At 63.7% G+C, this 15,880-nt stretch carries 15 protein-coding genes and 1 tRNA gene; 9 read left to right on the forward strand and 7 right to left on the reverse strand.

Features of this window, described 5'->3' with window-relative positions:
* Positions 1-155 precede the first annotated feature (155 nt).
* Together DOM33_RS09365 and DOM33_RS09370 are read left to right on the forward strand one after the other, a co-directional pair.
* Positions 156-386, forward strand: a complete 231-nt coding sequence (locus DOM33_RS09365; RefSeq protein ID WP_110668169.1) for a hypothetical protein — start codon at positions 156-158, stop codon at positions 384-386.
* On the forward strand, positions 379-1,851 hold the full coding sequence (locus tag DOM33_RS09370) for a sodium:solute symporter family protein (protein WP_110668170.1): 1,473 nt from the start codon (positions 379-381) through the stop codon (positions 1,849-1,851). Before DOM33_RS09365 ends, DOM33_RS09370 begins: the two co-directional genes overlap by 8 nt.
* 75 nt (positions 1,852-1,926) lie before the next feature.
* On the opposite strand, the gene DOM33_RS09375 is transcribed toward DOM33_RS09370, so the two are convergent.
* The 3 genes from DOM33_RS09375 to DOM33_RS09385 all read right to left on the reverse strand — a co-directional run bounded on the left by DOM33_RS09375 (position 1,927) and on the right by DOM33_RS09385 (position 4,242).
* On the reverse strand, positions 1,927-2,673 hold the full coding sequence (locus DOM33_RS09375) for an amino acid ABC transporter ATP-binding protein (RefSeq protein ID WP_110668172.1): 747 nt from the start codon (positions 2,671-2,673) through the stop codon (positions 1,927-1,929).
* The gene (locus DOM33_RS09380; RefSeq protein ID WP_110668174.1) at positions 2,670-3,344 is read right to left on the reverse strand and encodes an amino acid ABC transporter permease; all 675 of its coding nucleotides are present in this window, start codon (positions 3,342-3,344) and stop codon (positions 2,670-2,672) included. The genes DOM33_RS09375 and DOM33_RS09380 overlap by 4 nt, the downstream gene beginning before the upstream one ends.
* Positions 3,345-3,450: 106 nt before the next feature.
* A complete protein-coding gene (locus DOM33_RS09385; protein WP_110668177.1) occupies positions 3,451-4,242 on the reverse strand; it encodes an amino acid ABC transporter substrate-binding protein in 792 nt (263 codons plus the stop codon).
* 1,003 nt (positions 4,243-5,245) lie between these two features.
* Between DOM33_RS09385 and DOM33_RS09390 the strand changes: the two genes are divergently transcribed.
* The 7 genes from DOM33_RS09390 to DOM33_RS09420 all read left to right on the forward strand — a co-directional run bounded on the left by DOM33_RS09390 (position 5,246) and on the right by DOM33_RS09420 (position 11,461).
* Complete coding sequence (locus DOM33_RS09390) at positions 5,246-5,602, forward strand: hypothetical protein (RefSeq protein ID WP_162617946.1); 357 nt, start codon at positions 5,246-5,248, stop codon at positions 5,600-5,602.
* Between the two features lie 635 nt (positions 5,603-6,237).
* Positions 6,238-6,322: transfer RNA gene (locus DOM33_RS09395), tRNA-Leu, on the forward strand.
* 367 nt (positions 6,323-6,689) lie between these two features.
* Complete coding sequence (locus tag DOM33_RS09400; protein WP_239495313.1) at positions 6,690-7,478, forward strand: ComF family protein; 789 nt, start codon at positions 6,690-6,692, stop codon at positions 7,476-7,478.
* 46 nt (positions 7,479-7,524) lie between these two features.
* Entirely contained in the window at positions 7,525-8,508 is a 984-nt protein-coding gene (locus DOM33_RS09405; protein ID WP_204352662.1) for a serine/threonine protein kinase, read from the forward strand.
* Between the two features lie 157 nt (positions 8,509-8,665).
* A complete protein-coding gene (gene folE / locus DOM33_RS09410; RefSeq protein ID WP_110668181.1) occupies positions 8,666-9,223 on the forward strand; it encodes a GTP cyclohydrolase I FolE in 558 nt (185 codons plus the stop codon).
* Between the two features lie 47 nt (positions 9,224-9,270).
* Positions 9,271-9,723, forward strand: coding sequence for a DUF4190 domain-containing protein (locus DOM33_RS09415; RefSeq protein WP_110668183.1), 453 nt, complete (start codon positions 9,271-9,273; stop codon positions 9,721-9,723).
* A gap of 268 nt (positions 9,724-9,991) precedes the next feature.
* Entirely contained in the window at positions 9,992-11,461 is a 1,470-nt protein-coding gene (locus tag DOM33_RS09420) for an NAD-dependent succinate-semialdehyde dehydrogenase (protein WP_110668185.1), read from the forward strand.
* Positions 11,462-11,618: 157 nt separating this feature from the next.
* On the opposite strand, the gene purH is transcribed toward DOM33_RS09420, so the two are convergent.
* The 4 genes from purH to prmA all read right to left on the reverse strand — a co-directional run bounded on the left by purH (position 11,619) and on the right by prmA (position 15,795).
* A complete protein-coding gene (gene purH / locus DOM33_RS09425; RefSeq protein WP_110668187.1) occupies positions 11,619-13,220 on the reverse strand; it encodes a bifunctional phosphoribosylaminoimidazolecarboxamide formyltransferase/IMP cyclohydrolase in 1,602 nt (533 codons plus the stop codon).
* 219 nt (positions 13,221-13,439) lie between these two features.
* Positions 13,440-13,748 (reverse strand): DNA-binding transcriptional regulator Fis, encoded by a 309-nt coding sequence (fis, locus tag DOM33_RS09430; RefSeq protein ID WP_110668189.1) that lies wholly within the window; start codon positions 13,746-13,748, stop codon positions 13,440-13,442.
* Complete coding sequence (gene dusB / locus DOM33_RS09435; RefSeq protein WP_110668191.1) at positions 13,745-14,779, reverse strand: tRNA dihydrouridine synthase DusB; 1,035 nt, start codon at positions 14,777-14,779, stop codon at positions 13,745-13,747. The genes fis and dusB overlap by 4 nt, the downstream gene beginning before the upstream one ends.
* A gap of 116 nt (positions 14,780-14,895) precedes the next feature.
* Positions 14,896-15,795 (reverse strand): 50S ribosomal protein L11 methyltransferase, encoded by a 900-nt coding sequence (gene prmA / locus DOM33_RS09440; RefSeq protein ID WP_110668193.1) that lies wholly within the window; start codon positions 15,793-15,795, stop codon positions 14,896-14,898.
* Positions 15,796-15,880: the final 85 nt, after the last annotated feature.

Consider the following 15,880-nt stretch of genomic DNA (forward strand, 5'->3'; position numbering starts at 1 on the left):
GTGGTGCAAGCGTAGTGGAAGACGCGCGATCGAGCCTGCACGGATCGAGGCTCCGTTGTCGACCGGTCCGGCGCCGGTCGGGTCGCGATCCGTGTTGCGCTATCCTAGCGCGGCGCGACAGGCGCGATGGCATTCACCGTCTTCTGGACTCTCCAATGAAACACTTTGTCGTACACCCTCGATCGCGCCGCGGCTGGTGCCTGGCGCTGGCGTTCGCGCTGCTCATCAGCGCCGGGATCTGGCCGGTCGTCGCGGCGTTCAACCGCGCCGAACTCTGGTTCGGGCTGCCGCCGCTCGCGGTGCTGACCTATGCCATCGTGACGGGCTGCTGGCTGACGATGCTGATCGCCAACCGTCTGTTGCGCAGGAGCGATAGCGATGTCTAGCTGGATTCCGCTGGCCATCACGATGGGCTACATCGTGGTGGCGTTGATCATCGGTATCAACGCTCGGCGTGGGCGCGTCATGGACAGCCTCGAAGAGTGGGGGGTCGCGGGACGCAGCATGGGGCCGGTCACGCTCTATCTGCTCATCGCCGCCGGCAGCATCAGCGCCTACACCTTCATGGGGGCGCCGGGATGGGCGTACTCCAAGGGAGTGGCCGTCTTCTACGTGGTGATCTACCTCTCCTATCTGGCGCTGGTCGCCTGGTACTGCGGCCCGAAGGTGTGGGCCTTCGGGCAGCGGTTCGGTCACGTGACCCAGGGCGCGGCCATCGCGGATCGCTACCAGAGTCCGCTGCTCGGGGGGCTCGCGGCACTGGTCATGTCGATCGGCTCGCTGGCTTACGCCGTGCTGCAGACCATTGGATCCGCCTACATCCTGTCGGTGATGAGCGGCGGCGAGATCCCGGTGTGGGTCGGGGTGATCGTGGTGCTCGGCGCGATCGCGATCTATCTCTACATCAGCGGTCAACGCGCCATCGGTCTCACCAATGCCTTTCAAGGCATATTGATGCTGGGCGTGGCCTGGGCCGTGGGTCTCTGGGCGACCCACGAGGCGACCGGCGAGATCGGCTTTGCGGGCGTCTTCGAGCGGCTGGCGAGCGAGCGCCCCGAATTTCTCACCCTCCCCGGTGCGGGCGGCGACATCGGGTTCGCGTTCTGGACGACGTCGATCATCGTCTCGATGTTCTCCTTCATGCCGCCGGTGTGGAGTCAGTGGATGAGCGCCCGCTCGGCGTCGACGATTCGACGCAGCGCGACCTGGTTGCCGACCTACTACATCGTGGTGCTGCCGATGGTGGTGGTGGGATTTATCGGCATTCTGGCGCTCCCGGCGCTTTCGCGCGCCGATACCGTGGCGCTCACGTATGCGCTCGAGCACATGCCGAGCTGGCTGGTAGGGCTTCTGGGAGCCGGCACGCTGGCCGCGGCGATGTCCTCCTGCGAGCCATTTCTCCACTCCATCGCCATGGCCTATGCCCGTGACGTGGCGCAGCCGCTGTTCAGATTGAGCGATGCAACGACAGGAAGGTTGGCGCGGAGACTCCTGGTGCCGATCATGGCGCTGATCGTCGCCCCCGTGGCGATCGCCGAGCCGAGCAATCTGGTGATGATTCTGCTGGTGGGACTCGGTTTTGCGACGCAAGTGCTGCCGGCCTTCATCGGCATGTTTCTCTGGACCCGAGCCTCGACCCCCGGGGTGCTCGTCGGCATTCTGAGCGGTTTCTGCGTCACGCTTGCCTTGACGCTGATCTGGCCCAACCCGATGGGCGTGCATGCCGGCTTCTGGGGGCTAATGGTGAATCTGCCGCTATTCGTTGGCATTTCGCTCATGACATCACCGGTGCGAGACGATGTCGTCGAGCGCTTTTTCGCGATCAGTGCGCCCGGACGCTCGTTGGGGTGAGCGGACGCCCGGGCGACGTCCGGCCGGCGGGGCAGGGTCAGCAGGGTGTGAAGGGTGGCTCGAAGAGCGCGCGGCTTATATCGCGTTCGCGGCCAGCACTTTGCTCAGGAATCGCCGAGTACGCTCGTCCTGCGGGTGCGTGAATAGCTCGCTCGGCGGGCCCTGTTCGACGATCGTGCCGCCATCCATGTAGATCACGCGATCGGCGACGTCGCGGGCGAACTGCATCTCGTGGGTGACGACGATCATGGTCTGGTTTTCGGCGGCGAGCTGCTTCATCAGACCGAGCACCTCTTCGACCCACTGCGGGTCCAGCGAGGAGGTGGGCTCGTCGAAGAGAATGACGTCGGCATTGGCTGCCATCGCCCGTCCGATGCCGATACGCTGCTGCTGTCCACCGGAGAGCGCGGCGGGGTAGGCACCGGCCTTGTCCGCCAGGCCGATACGCTCGAGTATCTCGCGGGCGCGAGCATGCGCCTTGGCCTTGGGTTGGCCGTCGACGACGATCATGCCCTCGGCAATGTTCTCGAGCGCCGTCTTGTTGGCGAACAGCGCGTAGTTCTGGAAGACGAAGGCCGTGCGCCGACGCAGCGCGAGAATCTGCTCGCGCGTGGCGTGGGTCGCGTCGAGGGAAAGATCGCTGATGCGTATCTGCCCCGCGTCGGGCTGCTCCAGGAAATTGATGCAGCGCAGCAGCGTCGACTTGCCGGTCCCGGAGGGACCGACCACGACGATGATTTCGCCACGCTCGAGCGTCAGATCGATATCGTCGAAGACGGTGTGCTCGCCGAAGCGCTTGCGCAGCCCTCGAATGTCGATCATCGCTGATACGCCCGGTTGAGTCGTTTTTCGAGCCATTTCTGAATCCATGAAAGCCCCTCCACCACGATCCAGTAGATCACCGCGACGACCAGGAACGCCTCGAAATAGAGAAAGCTTCCTGCCGCTTCTTTCTGTGTCGCCCCCATCAGCTCGGTGACGCCGAGCGTGAAGGCCAGCGACGTGGACTTGATCATGTCGATGAAGTAATTCATTAGCGTCGGCGTTGCCACCCGAGTCGCCTGGGGCAGCACGATACGCCGCATCAACTGGGCCTGCGTCATGCCGATCGACTGGGCGGCTTCGATCTGGCTGCGGTCGATACCCACGATCGCCGCTCTGATCGACTCGGCCATGTAAGCGGAAAAATGTAGCGTGAGACCGAGAATGGCGGCAGTCACGCCGTTGATCGATACCAGAAACGTCAGGACTTGCGGCAAGCCATAGTAGAAGAGGAATAGCTGTACCAGCAGCGGCGTGCCGCGGAAAAACGAAATGAACAGCAGCGCCAGCCCGTTGAGCCCCGGGACGCGTGTGACGCGTATGACGGCCAGCAGACACGCGAGCACCAAGGCACAGACCATGCTGGCGGCGGCCATCTCGAGCGTCAGCGGAAGATAGCCGAGAAGCACCGGTATCAGGCTCAGCATGTAATCGAAATCGAGTGAGTGCATAGCGAGTGCCATCTCGTCTCAGGGCAGAAGCGCGGTGAAGATAACGGCGGTCATCGACGATAAAGCCCATGACGTATCGACGTCATGGGCTTGGGCGCGAGAGGGCTCAGCGTTGCGTGATGTCGCTGCCAAACCATTTTTCGGAGATTTCGGCGAGCTTGCCGCTATCACGCAGCGTGTCGAGGGCGTCGTTGACGCGATCACGCAGCGCACGGCCGGCCTCGTCATCGCGGAACGGATAGGCGTTCTCGATCTGCGAGAAGGGTTGGCCCGCGAGCTGAAGCGGTAGCGGCTTGTCCTTGATCACCTGCGAGGCGCTGACCCGATCCATGACGAAGGCATCCGCGCGGCCGAGCGCCACGTCCTGCTCGACATTCGATTCGTAGGTCTTGATGTTGATTTCGTCGGCATACGGCAGTTCCTCGAGCAGCTGCTCGTAGTTGGAACCGAGGTTCACCGCGACGGTCTTGCCCTTGAGGTCTTCGACACCATTGATCGCATCGTTACCTTCGCGGGTGACCACCTGCGCGCCGTCATAGACGTAGGGCTCGCTGAAAACGTACTTCTCTTCCCGCTCGGGCGTGATGGTGATCTGGTTGGCAATGGTGTCGATGCGCCTGGAGTCGAGCATACCCGCCAAGCCCGAGAAGCTTGCCGTGATGAACGACACATCGTCGCCGGTGATGTCGCCGATCGCGTTCATCAGATCGACTTCGAAGCCTTTCAGCTCGTCCTGCTCGACGTAGGTGAAAGGATAGTAGCCGCCGGACATGCCGACCTTGAGCGTATCGGCGCTGGCCGCCGGGGCCGTCAGTGCCGTCAGTGCCGTCAGCCCCAGAGCCGTGGCAACAATAGCCAGAGAGGCCGGACGCGGTACGGTCGTGAACAGCTTGATCATGGCGAATCTCCTGTAGGCGGAAACGGTGGCGCGTATCATGCACTGCGCAAAACGGGGAAAGGATAGCGCAAAAACTATTAAGTAATAAAAGGAAAAATTTATATGCTTTTTAGTTTGGGTTGCCGTGAGTGAACGTGTGCATCGGTCGCTAGAGGCTAGTCCTTCATCCAGGCACGTGAAACGGTGGCAGCCCGAATGCCGGCCTTTGGGATCCGGCAGCGGCCCATGGCTATACAGAGTTTTGTCGCATGTACTGTATTGATATAAGATCTGTGCCGCTGCACTCATGGGGGCCACCGCAGGGACGTGACCAACGGACGCGCCAGTGCTGGTTAGCGGTAGAGGCCAAGGAAGAGTCTCTGACTCGGGAGCATTGAGAGGAGCGGAGCACTACGAATGATCGCGAAGCGAGAGGGCAGATGCGCTCCGAGTCGCAGGACGGCGTGGCTGTTCGAGCGAGCTGGCGGCCCCCCGTCGCCTCGCTATCGAAATACTTAGACCAAAGTCTCATAGCAAGCCGATAGATCGAGGCAGAACTGATTTTTGGCTTGACCGACTGACAAGGTTTGTATAGTTTTATCGATGTAAGCTGACTTGCTGGCTTCATGGATGAAGCAAAGGATTCAAGCGAGTCGAACAAGTAATCAAGGATGGTTACCGAACCCGACACCGCCAGGAAGGCGAGATAAGGGTTTCGATATACAGCGCCGCACGCCAAGAGGGTCAGGATGACTCGGAACAGGACGGGATGTCCGGGCGCTAGCGGCTCTCTAGAGGCGGGCCATTACGATGGCCCGCCTTTTTCTTTTCCGCTTCATCGATTATTGGGGTTGAGTTCTCGATCTCGCCACCCGATATCAGAGGGTGACTAGGCGAAAGTTTCTGTAATCGCCAAGATGGTCTAGCTTGAAAGATGCCGCGCTGAAAGCGGTGTCCCTTACATCAGATACAAAAGGAACTTGCTATGAAAAAGGGTATTGCAGCCGTTACCGCCACGACCTTCATGCTGCTGATGGGCGGCGCAGGCATCGCCCAGGCGCAGGACACGGCTGGCACGCAGTCCAGCGACGGCGCTGGCAACATGAATGAGAGCGCCGGTCACAGCGACGCGATGAACGACTCTCTGGATTCCAACACTGAAGCGATGGAAGGCGGTTCCGGCGTTACCAACCAGAGCGACGCTTCCGACCCGGGCAACATGGGTGAAGACGCCGGTCGGAGCGATGCAGAGGAAGAATCGCTCGAAGCCGTCGAGTCCGACACTGATGAGAAGACGAACATCGACGACAGCGAAGCGCTCGACGATCTCAACGCAGATGGTCAAAGCGACGCGGCTGGCGATGCTATCGAAAGCCAGTAAAGCCTAAGTCGGATTGGTTCGAAAGAGCCAGACTGGTTCGAAAAAGGGGCGCCTCCTCGGCGCCTTTTTTTATGTCTGGCTTTTGCGATCTGGCGCCTCAGATGCCGAAGCGTTGCAACGCCTATCCGACTTCGGCCACGCCATGGGTATTTTACTGTTACGCAAAGATACAAATATCGAGCCATTAGTTCACGTGGATCAATTCGTCTCATGCCGAAAAGGTTCACTGTGTGCAGGCGTTGCCAGGATGGCACGCTCAAGGATGACCGCCGGTAGGCGGGTGGGTCGCTGGAAGCGGCGCAGTAAGCAAGGAAAAGAGTCGCGGGATGCAATGACTCGAGAGCACGCAGGAAGCGTCGATCAGGGAAGGAAGCTGCAGGAAGCAGCCACGTAATAGGGAATGTCGCAGGGAGCGACCGGCCACACGGATGACGCCGGATTCACAGGGAAGCATGGCCGGATGCCGTGATGTCACAGCAGGGATACAGCGCTCTTGAGGGTTCGTCTGCCGGCCCCTCTTTTCGCTGTGCTGTCGCTACGCATTCTTCTGACACTAGCGCCGATGGCGTTCGTCGACGGCGTCTATACGATTGACTTCCCACCGCGGCTACGTAGAATGAGCGCGCGCTTCACCCGCGGATGTGGTGGAATTGGTAGACACGCTAGATTTAGGTTCTAGTGCCGATAGGCGTGGGAGTTCGAGTCTCCCCATCCGCACCAAGAAGCCTCCCCCCCGTTTTAAATATCCATCCCCGAAGTTCGATCCTCGACCGCTCGTCTTGCATCGAATCTATCTCTGCTTGTCAGTTCGTCTCTCTCACCTCAGTGCACTCGTCATACCGTTGATGTCCTCATGGGCAGACGTACGTTCGTCTCCACCGTGGAACGCTTACCCGAAGCCGTCTGGCGGTGCGAGCTGGCGTTTAAACGCCAGTGTGCGGCGCTGGCTGCGGTCATGGCGTTACCTGACGGCGTCGCTCAAGTGCGAGCCGACCTTGCCGATCTTCAGTAGAGGTGGCGAATGGCCGTTTACGACGCGATGTCGAGCGAGTCGTATTCGAGGAGGTGACCGGTTCAGGGGCGCGGAATGGATCTCATTGGCGCACGTATCTGGAGAAGGGCGCGGTGGCTGAGCCTGCGTCTCGGCGACGGGCTGCGTCGAGCGCTGCCGGGCTACTGCGCATTCTGTCTGACGCCGGTTCGCGGCGGTGAAGCTTGGTGCACGGCGTGTTATCGAGAGCTCCCCTGGAACTCTCGAGCTTGCCGACGCTGTGCCGAGCCGCTCCCAGGCTCGCCGGTCAACGCCGTCGAGTGCGGGCGCTGTCTCAAGCGCTTGCCGGCGTTCGATACGGCGTTCGTTCCCCTACGCTACGAATCGCATCTGACATCTCTCGTACATCGGTTCAAGTTTTCGGCTGACCCTCGCGCCGGCGAAGTGCTGATGAGCCTGCTGGCGACGGCCTGTCGTGGCGAAATGTCGCCGCTGAGCGAAACGTGGCGGCAGGCAGGCGCGGTCAGTGCGCCGCGTCCGGCCATCGTGGGTGTGCCGGGTCAGCGGGAGCGAACTCGAGAGCGCGGATTCGATCATGTCGCCTGGCTCGCCCGACGGCTGAGTGAACGGCTGGCGTTACCGGTACATTCCGCGACCCGTCAGCGCGAGACGCCGACACAGCGCGGTCTCGATCGGCGGGCGCGCCGGCGCAACGTCGGCGGGGCATTTCTTGTGCAGGAGCGTCTACCGCCCGTGGTCATCGTGCTCGATGATGTCATGACCACTGGCGCGACGCTCGATTCGCTGGCCCAGGCGTGTCACGCAGCGGGCGCCGAGCGAGTCGTCGCGCTGGCGTGCGCGCGCACGCCGTCCGGACGGATCTGATAGCATCGGTCGCCCATCCCGATCGCGTCAGCCCGAGGTTCAGATGATCGCCAACACCCCGCATCCTTTCGAGACGCTGACGCCACAGCGGGTCGTGGAGTCCATCGAGTCGCTGGGGCTGTGGCTGCCGGGGGAGCCGTTCGCCCTCAATAGCTACGAGAATCGCGTCTATTCGGTGACCGACGACGATCGGCGGCGCTGGGTGGCCAAGTTCTATCGTCCGGGCCGCTGGAGCGATGCGCAGATCCTCGAGGAGCACGCCTTTCTTGCCGAGCTTGCCGAGGCCGACGTCTCAGCGGGTAGCGTCTGGGCCGATGCCAATGGTCGAACGCTGCATGAAGTCGACGGTTTTCGCTTTTCGCTGTTCGCGCACGTCTCGGGGCAGGCGCCGGAACTCGACAACCCCGAGCATCTGTTCGCCCTCGGCGCTCTTATCGGTCGCATTCACGCCGTCGCGCGGTCCCGCGCCTTCGATCAGCGTCCGGTCTTCGACATTCCCTCGATGGTCGAGGAGAGCCGCGAGCGCGTGGTCGGTGCCCGCTGGCTCGACGCTCGCCAACGCCAGGCCTACGAGCGCACGCTCGATGCGCTGGCGCCGCTCATGCAGGCCCGTGCCTGGCCGGCGAGCGCGCTACAGCGCGTGCACGGCGACTGCCATCTGGGCAACATGCTGGGGCGCGACGACCGCTTCGCCCTGGTCGACTTCGATGACTGCGCCATGGCGCCGGCCATCCAGGATCTCTGGATGCTACTGACGGCACAGACGCCGGAAGAGTGGCAGATGCAGCTATCGGAGGTGATCGAAGGCTACGAGGAGTCGATCGAGTTCGATCGTCGCGAGCTCGAGTGGATCGAGACCCTGCGTACCCTGCGCCTGATTCGTCATACTGCCTGGCTGACCGCGCGCTGGGACGATCCGGCATTTCCGCGCGCTTTTCCGTACGTGGCGGAGTCCGCCTACTGGGACCAGCACATTCGAACGCTGGAGCAGCAGCGCTTCGCACTGGACGACTCGCGCTGGCTCGTCTGACGTTGGAACGGCGCAATGGAAACAGAACCCGGGGACGTGCGGTCGCGAATCGATAGTGACTGGGCGCGAGTTTCGCTAGAATCCCCGCCATTCTAGATCGGCTGGATGCCGGCAACGTCTGGCGCCAGCCTCGGCAGCGATTCGACAGGGCAGCGACATGACCGATCAACTGGCAGGCCACTACCGCGGGATTCTCGAGAAGCTGGGAGAAGACCCCGATCGCGAAGGCCTGCGCAATACCCCCGAACGGGCCGCCAAGGCGATGCAGTTCCTGACCCAGGGCTACGGGCAGTCGCTGGAGGCACTGGTCAACGGCGCCGTGTTCGCCTCCGATACCGACGAGATGGTGGTCGTCAAGGACGTCGAGATGTACTCGATGTGCGAACACCACGTGCTGCCGTTCATCGGCAAGTGCCATATCGCCTATCTGCCTCAGGGCAAGGTGCTCGGGCTCTCCAAATTCGCGCGCATCGTCGACATGTACGCCCGTCGCCTGCAGATCCAGGAGAATCTCACCCGTGAGATCGCCGAGGCCGTCATGCAGGTGACCGGTGCGCGCGGCGTCGGTGTCATCGTCGAGGCGCAGCACATGTGCATGATGATGCGCGGGGTCGAGAAGCAGAATTCGAGCATGAAGACATCGGTCATGCTCGGCAGCTTCCGCAAGAACCAGACGACGCGTCAGGAGTTTCTGATGCTGGTCAACAATCGCTGAGCGTGATCGCCGCGAGCCTGTCTTACAGCCATGAGTGAGGTGCCGTGATGGATGGTCGACTCGACGCCTTCGACGACGAGACTCAGACCGGAGAAGTGGTCGCCGGCGACGGGACACGCTACGCGTTCGATTTTTCGCAGTGGCGCGGTCGCGGCCTGCCACGGGTCGGCACTGCCGTGCGCTTCGACGTGCGTGAGGGGCGCGCCGTGCAGGTCTTCGACCGGCCCCAGGCCCAGCAGCGCGCGACGACGACCCGGGATGCCGCCGGTCGGGCACGTGGCAAAAAGCTCTCCCACTGGGCGCTGGCGGCCTTCGTGATCGCCGTGGTCGGTTTCAGCGCCGGACGCTACGCACCGGTGGTCGAGATCGTTGCGCTGATACTGGCATGGGTCGCCCTGCGTCAGGTACATCGGGCGCCGGAACGGTTACGGGGGCAGGCCTTGTCGGCCGTGGCCATCGTCATCGCGGTCGGTGTCACGCTCTGGTCGCAGTGGCCCTGACGCCTCGGCGTTCTTGCGTCATCCAATCTCTCCGCTGTCGCCATCCCTGCCGCGGTGTCAGACGCCACTGTCTTCACCACTGGCGTCGCTTTCGCGAACGCGCCATCCTGTGGGGGAATTCGCCGTCCGCACCTTGCCTGCCGAGGCCGATCCTTCGAGTGGCCTCGCCGCAAGGGGGTCGCTACCGGCTCGCCAGGGCAGGACGTTAGCGCTTCGGTCGGCTGGCTCCGTGCCAGGTCGGCCTGGATATCTAAGGAAGGAGTGAATCATGCAGCCCGTCAACGAGAGCGCGCTTTTTCGACCCTACGCCTATATCGACGGTAACTGGGTCGCTGCGGACAGCGGCGAACAGATCGACGTCGACAACCCCTCGACCGGGGAGATTCTCGGTCGCATGCCCAAGCTCGGCCGCGCCGAAACCGAGCGCGCCATCGATGCGGCCGAGGCGGCCCTGCCCGGTTGGCGCAAGCATACCGCCCAGGAGCGGGCCGACATCCTGATGAAGTGGTACGAGCTGATGCTCGAGCACAAGGACGAGCTGGCCGCCATCATGACCGCCGAGCAAGGTAAGCCGGTCAAGGAAGCCGCCGGCGAGATCGTCTATGCCGCAAGCTTCATGCGCTGGTTTGCCGAAGAAGCGCGGCGAATCTACGGCGATACCATCCCCGCGGCCAGCGACAATCAGCGCATCGTCGTCACCAAGCAGCCGGTGGGGGTGGTCGGGGCGATCACACCGTGGAACTTCCCCGCGTCGATGATTACCCGCAAAGCGGCGGCCGCGCTGGCGGCGGGCTGCACCATCGTCGTCAAGCCGGCGAGCCAGACACCGTTTTCCGCCACTGCGCTTGCGGCCCTGGCCGAGAAGGCCGGCGTACCGCGCGGGGTCTTCAACGTCGTGCCGGGCAAGGCGAGCGATATCGCCAACGCGATGACCGAGTCGCCGATCGTGCGCAAGGTGACCTTCACCGGTTCCACCGAGGTCGGCAGCAAGCTGATGGCGAATGCCGCTCAGCACATCCAGAAGGTGTCGCTGGAGCTCGGCGGTAATGCCCCGTTCCTGGTCTTCGAAGACGCCGATCTGGACGCGGCCGTCGACGGTGCCATCGCCTCCAAGTTCCGCAATGCCGGCCAGACCTGTGTCTGCACCAACCGCTTCCTGGTCCAGTCGAGCGTGATCAACGCTTTCAGCGAGAAGCTGGCGGCCGCCATGAATAGCGAACTCAAGGTGGGCGACGGCTTCGAGGATGGCGTCAATATCGGCCCACTGATCGACGAAGATGCGGTAACCAAGGTGAGCGATCACATCAAGGACGCCACCGACAAAGGGGCGGAGCTGCTGCTGGGCGGTCACGAGCATTCGCTCGGTGGGCGCTTCTTCTCGCCGACGCTGGTGAGTCACGCCACCCCGGAGATGAAGGTCGCGACCGAAGAGACCTTCGGGCCGCTGGCGGCCGTCTTCGCATTCGAGACCGAAGAGGAGGGCGTGCGCATGGCCAACGACACCCAGTTCGGCCTGGCCTCCTACTTCTACGCCCGAGACATGGGCCGCGTCTGGCGCGTCGCCGAGGCGCTGGAGTACGGCATGGTGGGCATCAATACCGGCCTGATCTCCAATGCCAGCGCGCCGTTCGGCGGCGTCAAGGCCTCCGGTCTCGGTCGCGAAGGGTCGAAGTACGGTCTCGACGAGTACCTCGAGATCAAGTACCTCTGCATCGATCTGGGTGCCAGCGAAGGCTGAGGGTTTTTTGCACTGCGTCCGGCCGCGGGTAGCCGAGGCCGGGCCGAATTCGGGGGCAGTAAAAGCCCCCTGCGCCGGGTAAACAAAACCGCCAGCGACGAATGTCGCTGGCGGTTTTCTTTGAAGTGAGACTCGCGGCCGGCTTGCGGCTCGCGACTTAGTGCCGGAAATGGCGCATGCCGGTGAACACCATGGCGATGCCGGCCTCGTTGGCGGCGGCGATCACCTCTTCGTCGCGCATCGAGCCGCCCGGCTGGATGACGGCGGTGATACCGGCGGCAGCGGCGTTGTCGAGGCCGTCGCGGAAGGGGAAGAAGGCATCGGATGCCATGACCGAGCCTGCGACTTCCAGGCCTGCCTGCTCGGCCTTGATGCCCGCGATCCGCGAGGAATTGATCCGGCTCATCTGGCCCGCGCCGACCCCGACGGTCTGACGCCCGCTGGCGTAGACGATGGCGTTGGACTTGACGAACTTCGCCACTTTCCAGGCGAAGACCAGGTCGTTGAGTTCGCTCTCGGTGGGTGAGCGCTGAGTGACCACCTTCAAATCCTCCGCATCGATCATGCCGGTGTCACGGCTCTGAACCAGCAGCCCGCCGTTGACGCGCTTGTAGTCCCAGCCTTCGCCGGTCTGCGTGGGCAGTTCGCCGCAGGCGAGCAGGCGCACGTTGGTCTTGCTGGCAACGGCGTCGCGGGCCGCCTGCGAGATGCTGGGCGCGATGATCACTTCGACGAACTGACGCGAGACGATCGCCTGCGCGGTGTCGCCGTCGAGCTCACGGTTGAAGGCAATGATGCCGCCGAACGCCGACTCGCTGTCGGTGGCGAAAGCCAGATCGTAGGCGCGGCGGATGCCGCCCTCGCTGTCGGGCACGACCGCTACGCCACAGGGGTTGGCGTGTTTGACGATGACGCAGGCCGGCTTGGAGAAGGATTTGACGCACTCCAGCGCGGCGTCGGTGTCGGCGACGTTGTTGTACGACAGTGCCTTGCCCTGAAGCTGCCTGGCACTGGAGACACTCGCCTCGGTGTGATTCGGTTCGACGTAGAACGCGGCTTTCTGATGCGGGTTCTCGCCGTAACGCATCCCCTGTTTCTTGGTGAACTGCATCGACAGAGTACGCGGGAAGTTCGGCTCACCGTCGCCGACGCGCTGGCCGAAGTAGTTGGCGATGGCGGCGTCATAGGCCGTCGTATGTTCGAACGCCTTGATGGCCAGGTCGAAACGCGTCGTCTGGCTCACCGCGCCGTCGTGGCTCGCCATGTCCTTGAGCACTCGCGAGTAGTCATCGGCCGACACGACGATGGTGGTGTAGGCATGGTTCTTGGCGCAGGAGCGCACCATCGTCGGTCCGCCGATGTCGATGTTCTCGATCGCGTCCTCGAGCGTGCAGTCTGGGTTCGCGACGGTCTGCTCGAAGGGGTAGAGATTGACCACTACCATGTCGATCGGCGCGATGTCGTGCTCGGCCATCACCGCGTCGTCCTCACCGCGTCGGCCGAGAATGCCGCCGTGAATCTTCGGATGCAGCGTCTTCACCCGCCCGTCCATGATCTCGGGAAAACCGGTATGCGCAGACACCTCGGTTACCGCGATGCCATTCTCCTGCAGCAGGCGATAGGTACCGCCGGTGGAGAGAAGCTCGACGCCGCGCGAAGCGAGTTCCCGTGCGAAGTCGACTACGCCGGACTTGTCGGAGACGCTGAGCAGCGCGCGGCGTACGGGGCGGGGGGCGGAGGATGCAGCGGATTGGGACATGCCAGGACACTCTTGTCGATGAATCGAACTGTCGTTAGACCGAACGGTCGTTGATCCGAGCGGTCGTTAAACCGGACTGTCGTTGAGCCGAAAAGCCGTCGATGCCAACGGTCTCGCGCCGCGGGCGCTGGCGGGCCGCTCGATCCTGCCCGGCGCGTCCGGCAGGGCCGTCGGCAGATCGGCGCCGGTCGCGAGGGCGCCGTGCAAAATCGGGTCGTGCTAGATCAGATCGTACTGCTTGAGCTTCTTGCGCAGGGTGCCCCGGTTGAGGCCCAGCAGCTCCGCGGCACGGGTCTGGTTACCTTCGACGTGGCGCATCACCACCTCGAGCAGCGGGGCTTCCACCTCCGCCAGAACCATCGGGTAGAGATGCGTGACGGATTCGCCCTCGAGATGCGCGAAGTAGCGCTCCATGACGTGCTCGACGCATTCGCGCAGCGTGCCCTGAGGGGCAGTCGGAGAGATCTGAAGCGATTGCCCTTCGGCGGGCGAGGTGTCGCCGAGGGCGAGGGGCTGCCGGCTGTTCATGCTGCGTGAGTTCCGTTACCGATCGAGGCGAGGCCGCCGCGAAAGAGTTCGTGGAGAAAATCGAATTGCGCGCGAGTGTCCTCGAGCCGGTTGAAGCGGGCACGATACGCGCGCGAGGCCTCGTTCGCACCGAGATACCAGCCGATGTGCTTGCGCGCGACGCGTACGCCCAGGTAGTCGCCGTAGTGCTCGTGGAGCGCCTCGAGATGGCGGCACATCGTGCGCTCAACCTCGTCGGCCGTCGGCCGGGCGATGTCGCATCCGGTACGCAGAAAGTGATCGATCTCGCGAAAGAGCCAGGGATTGCCCTGGGCGCCGCGGCCGATCATCACGGCATCCGCGCCGGTGTAGGCGAGAACGGCCGAGGCTCGGGCCGGTGAGTCGATGTCGCCGTTGGCGAACACCGGCATCGACACCTGCTGCTTGATCGTGGCGATGGTGTCGTACTCGGCCTGCCCGGTGTAGCGCTGCTCTCGGGTGCGCCCGTGCACGGCCAGCGCCGCGATACCGGCCTGTTCCGCCATGCGTGCGATACGCAGTGCATTGCGGCTATCGCTGCACCAGCCGGTGCGAATCTTCAGCGTGACCGGTACGTCGACGGCGGCCACCACCGCCTCGAGGATCTCGGCGACCAGCGTCTCATCGCGCATCAGCGCCGAGCCCGCCGCTTTGTTGCAGACCTTCTTGGCGGGGCAGCCCATGTTGATATCGATGATTTCGGCGCCGGCATCGACATTGAGTCGCGCCGCCTCGGCGAGCATTCGGGCATCGCCGCCGGCGATCTGCACCGATCTCGGCCCCGGTTCGCCACGGTGGATGCGGCGCAGGCGAGACTTGCGCGTGTTCCAGAGCCGGCTATCCGATGCGACCATCTCCGACACCACCAGTCCCGCGCCCAGTTCGCGACAGAGCTGGCGGAAAGGGCGGTCGGTCACGCCCGCCATCGGCGCCAGGATCACGCGGTTGGGCAGCGTGTGACGGCCAATTCGGGGCAATGGCGTATCGCTATGCGATGACACGGGATCACGCATCGTCAAAGGGGCTCGGGCAAAACGGGGAAGCCATGATACCGGGGGCTCCGGCCGAGTTGAAGCGATGTTTCGCCGCACGCGACCTTGGTCGCCAGCGCGTGCGGCAGTGCCAGCGCCTATGCCGGACGCCGTCCGGTCAGCAGCATCCAGCCCTCTTTCTCGCGGGGCTCGTCCATGATCAGACCCTGATCGCGGTAGGCGTCGAGCACGGACTCGGCCTGCGCCTCGAGAATTCCGGAGAGCGCCAGTTGACCGCCCGGGGCGACTCGCCCGGCAATCTGTGCCGCAAGCTCGATCAGCGGACCGGCGAGAATGTTGGCGACGACGACGGCGTACTCGCCCTGACCCAAGCGTTCGGGATAGTCGAGAATCAGGCGCGTCTCGTCGAGGGCGTTACGCTCGGCGTTGTCGCGGCTGGCCTGCAGCGCCTGCGGGTCGATGTCCACGCCGACGGCGGTGTCGGCACCGAGCTTGAGTGCGGCGATGGCGAGAATGCCCGAGCCGCAGCCGTAATCGAGTACCTGAGTCTGTTCGAGCGCCTGGGCGTCGAGCCAGTTGAGGCAGAGCGCCGTCGTCGGGTGCGTGCCGGTGCCGAAGGCGAGCCCCGGGTCGAGCACCAGGTTGACCGCGTCGGGCTCGGGGGCGGCGTGCCAGCTCGGCACGATCCAGAGCCGCTCGCCCATGCGCAGCGGCTCGAAGCCATCCATCCACTCGCGCTCCCAGTCCCGGTCGGCGAGCAGCTCGTATTCGATCGTCGGCGCCGGCTCTTCGGGCAGTTCTGCCGCCCAGGCGCGCTGGACCCGCTCGATCATCGCTTCGACCGCGCTCAGGTCGTCATACAGCCCGGTGAGAACGGTTTCGCGCCACAGCGGCGTGCTGCCTCGGTCCGGTTCGAACACAGGGTCGTCGTGAGCGTCCATCAGCGTGATGGCGCTGGCACCCTCCGCGAGCAGCAGCTCCTCGAGTCGCTCGGCCTGTTCCGGCGCGATATGAGCCTTGAGTTGTAGCCACGCCATGGCGATTCTCCGCTAGTCGATGAAAAAAACGCGCCTCGGTCGGACCCGGCGAGTCGCCGGTGAGGAAACGCGCGGGCGGTTCGGT

The organism is Salinicola halophilus, assembly GCF_003206155.1.
In the GTDB taxonomy this organism is placed as follows: domain Bacteria; phylum Pseudomonadota; class Gammaproteobacteria; order Pseudomonadales; family Halomonadaceae; genus Salinicola; species Salinicola halophilus.

What these genes read in the sequence shown, in the direction of transcription:
- DOM33_RS09375 (WP_110668172.1), bottom strand. Translation starts at nt 2,673, where the DNA reads ATGATCGACATTCGAGGGCTGCGCAAGCGCTTCGGCGAGCACACCGTC.
- DOM33_RS09380 (WP_110668174.1), bottom strand. Translation starts at nt 3,344, where the DNA reads ATGCACTCACTCGATTTCGATTACATGCTGAGCCTGATACCGGTGCTT.
- DOM33_RS09365 (WP_110668169.1), top strand. Translation starts at nt 156, where the DNA reads ATGAAACACTTTGTCGTACACCCTCGATCGCGCCGCGGCTGGTGCCTG.
- DOM33_RS09390 (WP_162617946.1), top strand. Translation starts at nt 5,246, where the DNA reads ATGCTGCTGATGGGCGGCGCAGGCATCGCCCAGGCGCAGGACACGGCT.
- dusB (WP_110668191.1), bottom strand. Translation starts at nt 14,779, where the DNA reads ATGCGTGATCCCGTGTCATCGCATAGCGATACGCCATTGCCCCGAATT.
- DOM33_RS09420 (WP_110668185.1), top strand. Translation starts at nt 9,992, where the DNA reads ATGCAGCCCGTCAACGAGAGCGCGCTTTTTCGACCCTACGCCTATATC.
- folE (WP_110668181.1), top strand. Translation starts at nt 8,666, where the DNA reads ATGACCGATCAACTGGCAGGCCACTACCGCGGGATTCTCGAGAAGCTG.
- prmA (WP_110668193.1), bottom strand. Translation starts at nt 15,795, where the DNA reads ATGGCGTGGCTACAACTCAAGGCTCATATCGCGCCGGAACAGGCCGAG.
- DOM33_RS09370 (WP_110668170.1), top strand. Translation starts at nt 379, where the DNA reads ATGTCTAGCTGGATTCCGCTGGCCATCACGATGGGCTACATCGTGGTG.
- fis (WP_110668189.1), bottom strand. Translation starts at nt 13,748, where the DNA reads ATGAACAGCCGGCAGCCCCTCGCCCTCGGCGACACCTCGCCCGCCGAA.
- purH (WP_110668187.1), bottom strand. Translation starts at nt 13,220, where the DNA reads ATGTCCCAATCCGCTGCATCCTCCGCCCCCCGCCCCGTACGCCGCGCG.
- DOM33_RS09400 (WP_239495313.1), top strand. Translation starts at nt 6,690, where the DNA reads ATGGATCTCATTGGCGCACGTATCTGGAGAAGGGCGCGGTGGCTGAGC.
- DOM33_RS09415 (WP_110668183.1), top strand. Translation starts at nt 9,271, where the DNA reads ATGGATGGTCGACTCGACGCCTTCGACGACGAGACTCAGACCGGAGAA.
- DOM33_RS09385 (WP_110668177.1), bottom strand. Translation starts at nt 4,242, where the DNA reads ATGATCAAGCTGTTCACGACCGTACCGCGTCCGGCCTCTCTGGCTATT.